Below are 11741 nucleotides of genomic sequence, written 5' to 3'. Positions count from 1 at the left end.
GAAGGAGTGTGCAGTGGCTGAGGAGCTGGCCGGTGAACCCGATGTCGGATTCACCCTCACCAGGGTGGTCGTCGAGGACGACGGGGTGCCGGATCGTGCCACCGCGCTGAGCCATCGCATCGCGAAAACGGTTGCGGCCCTTGGTCCAACGGGCTGGTCGAAGGTGGAGGCGTCGTTCGCGATGACCGCGGCGGCCGAGGTGTCGATGATCGTCTTCCACGACGAGCAGGAACGTTTCGCGCGCGTGTTCCCCAGCCCGGAACTGCTCGACCTGCTGCGCGAGCATCGCCATGTGTCCGCGTCGATGGGTGACGGTCCGTGGTGGCGCTACCTGCTCACGCTCACCTCGGCGGGCCGGATGGATGTCGATTACGACTACGGCGACGAGCCGTTCCCCGACGACCAGCTCTTCCCGCCGACGGTGTACCGCACCGACATCGAGATCTATCCGCGCGACCACCTGCCGGTCTGGCTGGCCGCCTACATCGGCCACGACAACCGGCAGGTGCGCGGCCCGGTGGCCGCCGCCGAGCAAGCACGCGCGGACGCGGCGGCGGGTCGTACGGCGGTCGGCTCGGCGCCGGATGCGGAGTTCCCCGCCCTGGAACCGATGGCGCGACGGTGGGCACTGATCGCCGCCGCGTTCGTCGCGGTCGGCTCCAAGTGGGGCCCGCGCGTGACACCCGCCTTCCACGTCTTCGAGGGCGCGTCGTTCAGCGGTTCCACCCTGTGCCTGCTCCCCGGGGACCGCGCGGTGCTCTCCGGCGGGGTGTGGAACGCGCCGGAACTCGACGCCGTCTACAACAACGACCAGCCGATGCCGGACTTCTACCTCGGTGCCCCGGACTGGGTCGCGGCGCCGGTGCTCAACCGGCGCGCCGAGAACGGCCTGCTCACCTTCTGCTACTGGTGGGAGGGCGGCCGCTGGTACCGCGGCGCCTCGCCGGGCGCCGACGCGCTCGCCCCGGCCGTTCCGGGCATGTGGGACACCAGAACTGTGGTCGACGTGCTCACCGGGCTGCTCGGCGAACGGGCTTCGCAGGCACAGAAGGAAGCCGTACCCGGTCTGGTCACGGCGGCCGAGCGAGCGGCCGTCGCCAGGGAGGCGTTCACCCGGGTGTTCCCCGCGGACGCCTATCACGTCGACGCCGCCTGGTTCGAGCTGAATCTCGGCGGCCTGCTCGGCACCCACACCGTCGGCCTGGCGCGATGACGTGCTGTTGCGCGCGCGGGGCTGGTGTGGTGTGCTCCCTCACCGACGAGCCGGTCGGGAGGGCTCGGAAGTCGGAGGGATTCGGGCATGACCAATGAACACGCCAAAGCTCAGATGGAAGACATCCTCGAGACCGTCCAGCAGCAGCTGCGGGCGATCGGGCAGGTCCAGCAGGACCGGGCGAAACTGGTTGCCAGCGCGACCATTCGCAAACGCGTCACTGTGACGGTCAACGCCGACTACAAGGTGATCGAGACCAAGTTCACCCCCGACATCGACGACCTCACCTACACCGAGATCGCCAAGGCCGTCACCGAGGCCGCCCAGCAGGCCGCCGCCGAGGTCGCCCGCAAGACCCGCGAGCTGATGGCCCCGGTGCAGACCGAACGCGCCCGCCTGCCCAAGCTCACCGAATTGGTCGAGGGCATCGGCGATTTCACCATTCCGCAGCCGGTCGAAGCCTCCCTCGAGCCACCCAATTCGCCGGAGCGGGAACGTCTCTCGTCCAACGAGGAGGACGGCTCGCGGGATCCATCGCGCACCGCCACCGACGCCGGCTGGTGACCCGGATGCTCGCACCCCCGCCACCGGCGGGATCGCCGCTGTACATGCGGAATTCATCTGTCGGACCGTAGAATCGTTAGCAAGCCGTGCGAATCGGCGGTGCCTTGGGAGCGCCGCGCGGTGGGACGGCCGTGGTGATCAGGACGACAGGGAGGGCTCGGACATGACACCGACTGGACCATCGGCGGCCCAACAGTGGTCTGGCCTGCGTTCGTCGGCTTCGGATGGGGCGCTGGTCCTCGAGCCGTCGGCGCTGCCGAATCTGGTGAACGCGGCCACCGATGCCCGGATCAAGGTGAACTCGGTCAAATCGTCCACCGATCTGGTCGGACAGCTCGCACGGTTCTCCTCGTTGGATTCGGGGCAGCAGCTGGCGAAACAGTTCTCGGACAAGGCTGGTGAGCTGGCGACCGTCCTCGGTAAGCACCAGACGATCCTCGACGACGTCGCCACCACCTTCATGGATGCGGCCAAGAGCTACAAAGGTGCCGACACCGCCAGCGAAGTCGATATGAACCAGCTGCGCACCACTATCGAGCAGAGCAAGTCCAAGGGTGACAAAGTCAGCTCCTCGGCGCCTGTGTTGCCCCTGCCTCCGGTGTCGCAGGGCGCACCCCCCTACCTCCCCGGCGTCACCACCCAGGTTCCACCGCTCGTACCCATGCCGGCCGCCGGCTCGGCGAACATTCCGAACGAGCTCACCAATGGCAAGAACTTCGATCCGGCCGAGGTGACCGCGGAGAATCCTGGCTCCTACAGCTATGAGGAGCTCAACATGATCCGGGTTTCCATCGAGGGCGTGCCTGCCAGATTGCGGACGGCGGCCGCGGACTGGACCTTGCTCAAGAACCAGGTGAAGCCGGCTTTCGATGACCTGAACGCGAAAGTTGGCGACAGTTCGAAGAACTGGACGAGCCCGGGCGGTGCCACCCGGGCCAGGGCGGCCATGAACGCCTACCACGAAGGCAACCAGAAGCTGGTCGAGCAGATGGGCCAGATTTCTGTCGCGCTGGAGTACGCGGCCGGTTGGCTTTCCGCTACGAAACAAGGCTTGGACAGCACGCTGTACATCCCGTCGTCTGTCAAGCAGAGCGAGCTGCAGGCTGCCAAGGAAGAGGCCGCGAAGAACGCGCGGAATGTACTGATGTCCACCTACGTGCCCGGAGTCAACGCGACGTCGAGTCATATCGCCACGTTGCCCGAGCCGACCGCGCCGACATCTGGAAACGGGACCGGCAACGGCGACGGCAACGGGAACGGAAACGGCTCCGGAAACGGCAGCGGAAGTGGCTCCGGATCGGGTTCAGGCAGTGGTTCGGGTTCGGGCGACGCTTCCGCCGCGTTCAAGAAGGCGATGGCCGACCTGCAGCAACAGCAGTCCGGTAACCAATTGGGCAACGGCAGCGCGGACACCAACGGCAACGGAGGGCTTGGTTCGAACGGCTCGACGGGATCTGGTTCCGGTTCTGGTTCGTCCTCGACCGATCAGCTGACCTCGGCCCTGCAATCCGGTCTCGAACAGGCCAGTTCCGCCGCGCAGTCCGCGCTGGAACAGGCTTCCTCGGCCGCCGAACAGAGCTCGCTCGCGGGGATTCCGAGCGCGGCCGGGCTCAGTTCGCTGCAGGAACAAGCGAAGAAGGCGCTCAATGCCGCGAGCAAAGGCGGTGGCGGAGGTGGTGGCTCCGGCGCGGGCGGTGGTGGCGCCGGTGCGGGGGCCTCGCCGCTTTCCCCGAGTCTGGACAGCGCCTCCAAACTGTTCCCGCGCGCGTCGGCCGCCACCGGGATGGAGTCCGCGTTCCGGGCAGGCGTCGCCTCGTCGGCCGCGGGCACGCCGATGGGCGGCATGCCGATGGCGCCGATGGGAGGTGCTGGTGCCGGTGGGCAGGGCCAGCAGAAGGAACACAAGCGCGCCGACTACCTCGACTCGGTGGAGCATCTGGACGAGGCGCTCGGTGACGCGCCGATCGTTGCGAGACCAGTGGTGGAACAGTGACGCCCACTTGGGAATTCACCGGCGCGGAGTTCGAAGCGTTGTGGGCCGGTATCGAAGCCGAGTACATGCCCGAGCCGTTCATCCACTCCAGCGAGCCGTGCTCCGCTGACGAAGCGGAGTACGCGCTGAGACAGGACTGGATCAGGATCAAGCAGCGCTGGGGGCATGAGCTCGACGACATCATCGCGGTGCTCACCAAGCCCGATATTCGGGTGGTCGTGCGTGGATACGGTGGCGGCGAACGACTCATCGATCCCACGCTCTCGGTGCGCATGCTCGCGGTGCGCAAGGGTGACGTCGGATATCTGGTGCGTCAGCGTCCGGGCCGAACCCTTTATCACGCAGACGGATTCGTCGTCACCCGGCACGCCGCGCTGTCCCTCGGTGACGTTGTCGCCGGTCAGCTGCCCGCGGCCGAACCCGGCCGCAGCCGGGAGATCACCCTCGACGAACCCTCCGGTGACCAGTTCGATCACTCCTACGGCCGCTCACTGGTGCAGCACTACGACGACGACGCCGCGGTGCAGACGAAGACCTTTCAGCAGGCGAGCCTGGACCGTGACGGCTTCATCGATGTCGAACAGGGCTGGTCTCGATTCGGTCCGCGTGGCATCCTGCGATTGCGGCTCGGCTGGCGCGATCTGACCGACGACGGTCGCTATGTGATCGTGCCCGGCACACCGCCGGTCGCGGTCGGCGCCGATCGCAGGCGGCTGGTTTCGCTGATCAACAGTCAGATCGCGGAAGTTGTCAGAGCCATCAGGGATGATCGGTCGTAAGCTTGCGAAGGGAGGGGAAAACCATGGACGAGTTTCCGACGGAGTTCACCGCGGCATCGCTGACGGGCGCGATCGCGGTCCGCACCACCGAGCAGGGACTGCCGCTCGGCGTCACCGTCGACGCGGACCAATTGCGGCGTGACCCAGCCGAATTGGCCGCCGAGATCCTGCGACTGTGCCAGAAGTCCGCCAAGCGCGCCGGGTTGGCCCGCCGAAACCAGCTGGCGGAGGCGGGTTTCGATCCAGCCCTGCTCGCCGCGACCGGCTTGCCGACCGAAGCCGAGGTGGCCGCCGCGGAGATCGTCGAAGAACAGGAATACGACACCGAACCGCAGAGCTGGCTGCGTTCGGTTTAGAGCTGTCGATCCGGCGAAGAGGAGGGAGGACTCGGCGATGGTCGAAACCATGGACGAGCTGATCGCGAAGGTGCAGGGTCAGCTCTACCGGCTGCAGGATCTGGCCGAGGCCACCAACGACATCCGGGCACAGGAAACCTCGCCCGACGGGGCGGTCACCGTGACTGTCGACGGCAGCGGAGCGTTGGTCGGCCTGGAGTTCACCGGGGCGATCGCCAAGCTGTCGCCCGCCGACTTCGAGCGGGTCCTCGTGCAGACCGCACGGGCCGCCGCGCATCGCGCTTTCGGTTCCCGCGCCGAGCTGGTGACCGCGTACAACCGAGCGGGCACGTGAGATTCAACTGTTCTTAACCACGGATATGCGTGGCGCAGGCTTATGACGGGTAGATAAAGTAACGAAACACCGTGGGCTGTTTCGAGATTGGACGAAAGCCATGAACCAAGTTGCGGTAGTTCCCGACGCCGTCCGCGCGTACGCGGGTGCCTCGGCCACCATGGCGGCCGGGGTCGCGCAGGCCGGTGCGGTCGACCAGGTCGCCACCATGGCCGCCGCCGTGCCGGTTTTCGGCCTGATCGGCCAGGAATTCCTGATGTCGTTCGCCTACGCCCAGGCCAACCACCTCACGTCGGTGGCCGAGCTGGCCGCGGTGCACGCGGGCACGGCGCTCACCGCCGCCCAGGCCGCCACCACCTACGAGGGTGCCGACGGGGCCTCCAAACTGGGCATCGCGTCGGTCGACCAGTAGCCATGACGTACCCCGGGGGAAATACGGTGGGTGCGAGCGGATCGGTCGACCCGACCGTGCTGGAGCTGCTGCGCGGCAGTTCGCTGGCGCCGATGCTCGACCAGCCGGTGAGCCAGGTGCTCAGCTCGATGGGACTGCCGCAGTTGCCGCAGTTGCCGGAGTTCATCCAGCTGCCGGAGATGCCGCCGCTGCCGACGATCGACCTCACCGCGCTGATGCGCCCACTCACCGAGCTGGCTTCGGCGTTCGGCACGGGCGCACTCGGCGGCACGGGCGACACCTCGGGTACCGGCACGTCGACGAATCCCGCCGAGGCGCTCACGAACATCAGCTCCGTGCTCGAGACGGTGATGTCGCTCGGGTCGACCGCGCTGCAGACGGTGATGCAGCTGTGGCAGAGCGCCGCCGCGATGGAGGCCGCGAACAAAGCGACGGCGGCGCAGACAGATGGTGCGAAACTCGCCGCGCAGAGCACCAGCGAGAAGGCGGTACTCACTCACGCGGCCGGCAATGTCGCGGTCGGTGGGGCCAAGCTGGCCGCGGTGATCGCGCGCTACTCCGCCACGTTGGCCCTTGCCCCGCTCTACGCGGCGACGCCCGGCGGGCAGGCGGTGCTGATCGCCGCCACCCTGGAAGCCATGGCCGAAGGTCTGGCCATCACCGCCGAGACCAAGGCCGAGATGATCGCTCGCAGCGGCGAGATGATGCAGGCGGGGGAGAAGGTCCAGGTGACCAACGCGCCGACCGGTGTGTCCTCGGGCGCCGATTCGCTGAGCCAGCTGATGGGTTTGATCTCCCCGCTGATCAGCACCGCGAGCACGGCGGCGTCCTCGATCGGTTCGCTTGCCGAGCAGGTGAATTCGCTGTCGACCAGCACCACCTCCGACGTGTCGGCCACCGGCGGCGAGATCGCCGCAGATGGTGGGGAAACGGCGGAGGGAGCACTCGGCGCGGGTGGCGGCGGTGGGGGCGCGATCGGCGGTGGCGTCGGCGCGATCGGGGCGGCGGGCGCGGCGTCGACACCGCTCAGCCCGTGGCAGGGCGGTCGCGGTGGTGGGTTGTCGACGGTCGGCAGCACCGGTGCGGTCGCCACGTCCGGCGCCACCACCTCGGGCGGAGCGAACATGACGACCGCCGCGGCGAGCGGAGCGGCACCGGGCATGATGCCGATGGGTGCCGCGGGCGCGGGCATGCCGATGGCGCGGGCGGTGGAAGGCGGCGACAACGAAGCCGTGCACTCCCAGCTGGTCACCGGTAGCCACGGTGACGAAGTAGTCGGCCGGATCGAGGGTGTCTCCACCCCCGTGGTCGGCGCAGCCGAACCGATGGCCGCCGAAGCTCCACCGGACAAGGAACTCTCACTGTGACGCGGCCCGACCACGACAGGAGTGGCAATGACTGACACCTTCGAATTCGATTCCACCGCGGCGAGTAAAGCCGCCGCGGCCCTGGACGGCATCGCCGACCGGCTCACCACCGAACTCACCGCCGTCGCCCCCGCGTTGCGGGTGGCTCCCGCCGGAACCGATGAGGTGTCGGCGCGCGCCGCGACCACCGCCAACAGCGTCGCCGACGACTACCTGGCCGGAGCCGAGGCGGGTGCGCACGAGATGAACAAGCTCGCCGCCACCCTGCGTTCCCAGGTCGCCGATTTCGACCGGATGGAAACCGACAACACCAGCGGCTTCACCGGAAAATGATCGAACCACCGCAGCCCGGCTTCACCGGAGTGGTGTGGGAGGCGCGCGAGCCGGCCAAGCTCGCCACCGACCTCACCTCCGGTGCCGGACCGATGCCGATGGCCGACGCGGCCGCCGCCTGGACGCGGCTCGCCGCGGCCTTCGGCGCGGCCGCGCTCGACTACGAGCAGGTGCTGCACACCTTGCGAGGCTCCTGGAAATCGGGCAGCAGCGAGCAAGTGTGGGAACGGATCTCGGCCCTGCGCGAATGGCTGCTGGAAACCGCCGCCGCCGCCACCGCCAACGCGGCTCGGTTGCAGGCGCAGGTGCTCGCCTACGAAGTGGCGGCCTTGGCCATGCCCAACACCGCCGACATCGCCGCGATCGCCGCGATGCAGCAGGCACTCGAACAGGTCGGCACGGCTCTCGGCGCTCCGATCAAGGCGATCGCCGCGCAGACCGACACCGAGGCCGACGCGGCGAAGGCCGTCGCCTCCCGGGTGATGCGCAGCTACGAAGCCGCCACCGAACCTCTTTCCACCCCGTGGTTGCACGCACCGCCGCCACCGATCGCGCCGGAAACCGCACTCACCGGCGAACAATCGGGCAACCCGGCTGCCACGCCCGCCGCGTCGGGCTCTCTCGGCATCGCTGGTGCGGGTATGGGCATGGGCGCGATGCCATCGATGCCCGCCCCCATCCAGACTGCCTATCGCGCACCAGTTTTCGCGCAATCGGCAACCGCTGTCACCACCACGCCGCAACCGACTCCCGTGGCCACGCCCACCGGACAGGCGGCACCAGTAGCCCCGGCGGCCATGGCTCCCGCGGCGGGCGGGCAGGACACCGCGCACCGATTCCCCCGCGCGGGTCTCGCCCACGAGGAAGCCGACCAGTTGGTCGCCGAAGGCGAGATCCAAGCCGCGCCCGCCGTGCTCGGTGTCGCCGAACGTGCCGCCGCGCCGACCACGAACACCACCGCGGAGGGCCGGTCGTGACCACACTGACCAACGACGCCCTCCTCGCCGTCGCCGAACGGCTCGGCGTGCAAACACTCCCGCTCGTCCTCGGCGTCGGGCCACGACAGGACACCTTCGACGCCTGGCGTGCCGCTCGCGACGCCGCCGTCGCCGAACTCACCGCCACGGGCATTTTCGACGCCTACGGCGACGTGGAACCCGAACTCGCCGCGGCTGTCCACACCCTCGCCCAACCCGACGCCGAACTGGTCGCCCGCGGCTACGGCGAGGAAAACCGGCGCCGGATCTGCCTGGCTCGGCGCGGCACCGGTCACGCTGCCGCCGTCTACACCGGCAGTACCTACGACATCACCACCAGCACCATCGACGGCACCGAACGCGAACTCACCCGTCTGCTGCTCGCCGCGCTCCCTTCCTGCGCGCCCGCCGAAGCAGCGAGCGTGAGCGTCCTCGCCGACGACCTCGCGGCCCGCTTGGATGCCGCCGAAACCACCTCCGACTACGTGGACGCGATGTATGCGCTCGGCATCGACGCGCACCAGGCGACCGTCCTCGGCGCGGCCTTCGGCAGCTGCCATGGCTACACCGAGATCGTCGCCGAAGTCCACCACGACGGGCTGACCACCCGAGCCCCTGGCGCGGTCGCGGTATACGACACCGCGCGCGGCCGGGTCGTCGTGACGCCGGCAACGGCGCCCGACGGGCAGGTGTGGTCGACCATCACGCCGGGCACCGACCACCGCCTCACCCAGGCAGTCGGTGCGCTCCTCGAGGGGCTTCCCGGTGGGAGGTGGCAGCCCGATTAAGCCAACTCTCGTTTCAACCATCAAGTAAGAAAGGTTCGGCACATGCCCCCTCAGGGACCAGTAGGTGTAGAAGCAGGCGGCGTAGACGGCGTCGTCTCCAAGCTCGAAGGCACCATCAACAACCTGCGCACGTCGGTCGGTCAGATCGACGACGCGGCCCAGGCCGTGCTCCGCGGCTGGAAGGGTGACGCCTCCTCCGAATTCGTGAAGGTCGCCCAGGCCTGGCACGACGAGGCCGACGCCCTCAACAAGAAGTTCGACCGCCTCACCGAAGCCGTCAACGGCGGCAAGTCCACCCTGGTGAACATGGACCAGGGCGGCCTGTCCGGCGGCGGCGCCGGCGGCGGTGGCGGCAGCTACACCAACCTCTGACCGCGAATCAGACACGAACAGGAACTGAGCTCATGACCATTCTTTACGATCCCGCGGCGATGAACGAGCTGTTCAACGACCTGCAGACCTACGGCGGGAAGATGAAGGGCGAGATCGACGAACTCGAAGGCGCCGCTTCGGACTTCCGGGCCAACCTGCAGGGTGACAGCGCTATCGCCAGCTTCGACACCGCACACAAGAACGTCACCACCGAGCTGACCGACACCCTCGACAAGCTCGACAAGCTCGCCGCACAGGTCGAGGCCGCGCTCAGCCGCGCGCTCGAGGCCGACGGCAAGGTCGGCGACGGATTCGCCGGGTTCTGAAATTTGGAGCGCTGGCGCGCTCGAGCGCGGCCCCCTTGGGGCCGAACGAAAAACGGGGCTGGACTCGTGCCTTCGGCACTTTGTCCAGCCCCGTTTTTCGTTCGGCCGGGCCGCTTGCCCGCTTCGCGGGCGATGCCTCCTCGGGGTCGGCCTGGGCGGGGTCGGATTCAGCGGGAGGCGACCAGGGATTCGCCGATGTAGTGCATTTCGTCGGGGGTGGTGACCATCGAGACGGTGGCGCTGCCGGTGCTGGTGCGGACGGTGATGCGGTTGGGGGCGTAAGGATCCTGGACGAGGGTGACGTCGGGTGGAACCGCTTCGGGGTCGCGTTCGGTGGTGCGGACTTCGATGATGGTCGCGCCGCCGAGGTGGGTGGTCGGGGCGATGCCGTCGAAGACGAGGACCGTGGTGGTCGGGTAGGGGGCGGCGGGGACCGGTGGGGGTCCCGGCGGGGGTTGGGGGGAGGCGCCGGCGGCTCGGGGGGCGATCGACAGGAGTTGGGGGGTGGCGAGATTGGCGACCATGGAGTGCCAGGCCTGGGGACGCGAGGTGTGGACTACGGCGTGGGCGCCGAGGGCGGTGGCGCGCAGGACCACCTGTTGTGCCAGGTCGAGATTGCCGATGACGTCGACGTGGCGGGTGCCCGCGCCGATGAGGGGGACGGCGATGCCCTGGCCGCGTTCGTCGGCGCCGATGAGCTGGCCGCAACCGGTGGTCGGCACGGCGATGTCGGTGAGGGCGGCGAGGGTGCCGCGGTAGCCGTCGCGGCCGCCGAAATCGTCGGCGGCACCGAGGGGCAGCGTGTCGAGCAGGATGCGGCGCTGACTGCCGGGGAGTTCACGCAGGCCGGCGAGAGGCGGCTGTTCGTAGGGCGCCGCGGTGTCGAAGCGGACCACGGCGTTGAGGACCACGGTGCCCGCCCGGTCGTCGGCCCGCTCCACCCGGCGGGTGCCGGGGTGCAGGCGCAGGGTGACCGTTGTCGACAAGGTCGGCAGCGACCAGATTTCGGCAAGCCCACCGGTGCTGATCATGGGAGCGGTCAACTGGTAGTGGGTCAGGTGCCTGCCGAATTCGGACTCGAGGCCGTCGGCGGTCTCGGTGAGCCGGGCGGGATCGAAACCGTGGGCGAGTTCGCGGACGGCGCTGTTCATCTCGGTGGCGGTGAGGATCGCGGCGTCGATGCCGTGGGTGGCGAGCCGGTTGGCCACCCGGCGGGTGGCGATGATCATGGTGCGCAGGGCGCCGGTGGCGCCACCGCCGCGCTTGTCGACCGCGGCGGCGTTGGCCACGGGGTCGAGACGCAGCACCAGCCAGCAGGTGCGGTGGGCGATGGCGGGCAGCGGGCCGAGGATCCGGTCGTAGAGGTGGGCCGCGGCGCCGGTGCCCGCGGTGCGTGCGCCGGTGGCGATGACGTCGATGCTCACCAGCTCCACATCGAACTGGTCGAGGCAGCGCGCGATCTCGGTGAGCGGCAGCAACTGGTCGGCGCTCAGGGTGCCGCGGCGCAGCAGGTTCAGCGAGTCCGGCGGCGGGTCGATGCGCAGCATGGTGAGCAGCAGATCGCCGTCCCAGCGCAGACCACAACCACCACCCTCCGGCAGCGGCACGTCGAAGGCGGGTGCCCGGTCGATGGTGTCGGTGCGGTTGCGCCAGCGGCGCGCCAGCCAGTCACCGATGCGCACCGCGGGTGGGCGCCGCCGAATCGGGACAAGTCCGATCAGCAGCACCACAGCCGCGCCGCCGATCGCCCAGTAGCCGGAATCGGTGGTGGCCAGCACAATCCAGGCCACCGCGGCCGCGAGCACCGCGACCGGCACACACGCGCGCAGCGGGTACATTCGGAACAACCAGAATTCCGGGTCACGCAGTGTGTCGTAGACGTTGTCGCCGCCGGTTTCCCCAGCGTTCATGCTGTCGTTCAAAATAG

The 11741-nt window shown here is 68.8% G+C and carries 14 protein-coding genes; 13 read left to right on the top strand and 1 reads right to left on the bottom strand.

Annotation, left to right across the window (positions count from 1 at the left end; translation table 11 throughout):
- Positions 1-13 precede the first annotated feature (13 nt).
- The 13 genes from AB0I19_RS11270 to AB0I19_RS11210 all read left to right on the top strand — a co-directional run bounded on the left by AB0I19_RS11270 (position 14) and on the right by AB0I19_RS11210 (position 9814).
- A complete protein-coding gene (locus AB0I19_RS11270; protein WP_067641158.1) occupies positions 14-1213 on the top strand; it encodes a hypothetical protein in 1200 nt (399 codons plus the stop codon).
- An 87-nt stretch (positions 1214-1300) separates the two neighbouring features.
- Positions 1301-1777: a YbaB/EbfC family nucleoid-associated protein gene (locus AB0I19_RS11265; protein WP_357147316.1), complete on the top strand. Its 477-nt coding sequence runs from the start codon at positions 1301-1303 to the stop codon at positions 1775-1777.
- 265 nt (positions 1778-2042) lie between these two features.
- The gene (locus AB0I19_RS11260) at positions 2043-3770 is read left to right on the top strand and encodes a hypothetical protein (RefSeq protein ID WP_357147313.1); all 1728 of its coding nucleotides are present in this window, start codon (positions 2043-2045) and stop codon (positions 3768-3770) included.
- Positions 3767-4549 carry an ESX secretion-associated protein EspG gene (locus tag AB0I19_RS11255; RefSeq protein WP_357147310.1) on the top strand — a complete coding sequence of 261 codons (783 nt, stop codon included), beginning with the start codon at positions 3767-3769 and terminating at the stop codon, positions 4547-4549. Before AB0I19_RS11260 ends, AB0I19_RS11255 begins: the two co-directional genes overlap by 4 nt.
- Before the next feature lie 23 nt (positions 4550-4572).
- Positions 4573-4905, top strand: a complete 333-nt coding sequence (locus tag AB0I19_RS11250) for a hypothetical protein (protein WP_067641166.1) — start codon at positions 4573-4575, stop codon at positions 4903-4905.
- A 37-nt stretch (positions 4906-4942) separates the two neighbouring features.
- A complete protein-coding gene (locus tag AB0I19_RS11245; protein WP_067641168.1) occupies positions 4943-5239 on the top strand; it encodes a YbaB/EbfC family nucleoid-associated protein in 297 nt (98 codons plus the stop codon).
- Between the two features lie 100 nt (positions 5240-5339).
- Positions 5340-5651 carry a type VII secretion target gene (locus AB0I19_RS11240; RefSeq protein WP_067641169.1) on the top strand — a complete coding sequence of 104 codons (312 nt, stop codon included), beginning with the start codon at positions 5340-5342 and terminating at the stop codon, positions 5649-5651.
- Between the two features lie 26 nt (positions 5652-5677).
- Positions 5678-7018: a hypothetical protein gene (locus AB0I19_RS11235; protein WP_357147306.1), complete on the top strand. Its 1341-nt coding sequence runs from the start codon at positions 5678-5680 to the stop codon at positions 7016-7018.
- Positions 7019-7045: 27 nt separating this feature from the next.
- Positions 7046-7351, top strand: a complete 306-nt coding sequence (locus AB0I19_RS11230; protein WP_067641173.1) for a PE family protein — start codon at positions 7046-7048, stop codon at positions 7349-7351.
- A complete protein-coding gene (locus tag AB0I19_RS11225; RefSeq protein WP_357147303.1) occupies positions 7348-8328 on the top strand; it encodes a PPE domain-containing protein in 981 nt (326 codons plus the stop codon). Before AB0I19_RS11230 ends, AB0I19_RS11225 begins: the two co-directional genes overlap by 4 nt.
- Complete coding sequence (locus AB0I19_RS11220) at positions 8325-9116, top strand: ESX secretion-associated protein EspG (RefSeq protein WP_357147300.1); 792 nt, start codon at positions 8325-8327, stop codon at positions 9114-9116. Before AB0I19_RS11225 ends, AB0I19_RS11220 begins: the two co-directional genes overlap by 4 nt.
- A gap of 42 nt (positions 9117-9158) precedes the next feature.
- Positions 9159-9488: a WXG100 family type VII secretion target gene (locus AB0I19_RS11215; RefSeq protein ID WP_067641179.1), complete on the top strand. Its 330-nt coding sequence runs from the start codon at positions 9159-9161 to the stop codon at positions 9486-9488.
- Between the two features lie 32 nt (positions 9489-9520).
- The gene (locus tag AB0I19_RS11210) at positions 9521-9814 is read left to right on the top strand and encodes a type VII secretion protein EsxR (RefSeq protein WP_067641181.1); all 294 of its coding nucleotides are present in this window, start codon (positions 9521-9523) and stop codon (positions 9812-9814) included.
- 167 nt (positions 9815-9981) lie between these two features.
- Here the strand turns inward: AB0I19_RS11210 and eccE are convergent, their stop codons facing one another.
- Positions 9982-11724: a type VII secretion protein EccE gene (eccE, locus tag AB0I19_RS11205; protein WP_357147296.1), complete on the bottom strand. Its 1743-nt coding sequence runs from the start codon at positions 11722-11724 to the stop codon at positions 9982-9984.
- Positions 11725-11741: the final 17 nt, after the last annotated feature.

This window comes from Nocardia sp. NPDC050413 (assembly GCF_040655475.1).
Classification (GTDB): Bacteria; Actinomycetota; Actinomycetes; order Mycobacteriales; family Mycobacteriaceae; genus Nocardia; species Nocardia coubleae.
Note: the sequence above shows the minus strand (reverse complement) of the source record. Positions and strands in the feature narration are given on the sequence as shown.

Excerpts from the sequence above, each read along its gene's own strand:
- AB0I19_RS11240 (WP_067641169.1), top strand. The coding sequence starts at position 5,340 with ATGAACCAAGTTGCGGTAGTTCCCGACGCCGTCCGCGCGTACGCGGGT.
- eccE (WP_357147296.1), bottom strand. The coding sequence starts at position 11,724 with ATGAACGCTGGGGAAACCGGCGGCGACAACGTCTACGACACACTGCGT.
- AB0I19_RS11250 (WP_067641166.1), top strand. The coding sequence starts at position 4,573 with ATGGACGAGTTTCCGACGGAGTTCACCGCGGCATCGCTGACGGGCGCG.
- AB0I19_RS11210 (WP_067641181.1), top strand. The coding sequence starts at position 9,521 with ATGACCATTCTTTACGATCCCGCGGCGATGAACGAGCTGTTCAACGAC.
- AB0I19_RS11265 (WP_357147316.1), top strand. The coding sequence starts at position 1,301 with ATGACCAATGAACACGCCAAAGCTCAGATGGAAGACATCCTCGAGACC.
- AB0I19_RS11230 (WP_067641173.1), top strand. The coding sequence starts at position 7,046 with ATGACTGACACCTTCGAATTCGATTCCACCGCGGCGAGTAAAGCCGCC.
- AB0I19_RS11245 (WP_067641168.1), top strand. The coding sequence starts at position 4,943 with ATGGTCGAAACCATGGACGAGCTGATCGCGAAGGTGCAGGGTCAGCTC.
- AB0I19_RS11225 (WP_357147303.1), top strand. The coding sequence starts at position 7,348 with ATGATCGAACCACCGCAGCCCGGCTTCACCGGAGTGGTGTGGGAGGCG.
- AB0I19_RS11215 (WP_067641179.1), top strand. The coding sequence starts at position 9,159 with ATGCCCCCTCAGGGACCAGTAGGTGTAGAAGCAGGCGGCGTAGACGGC.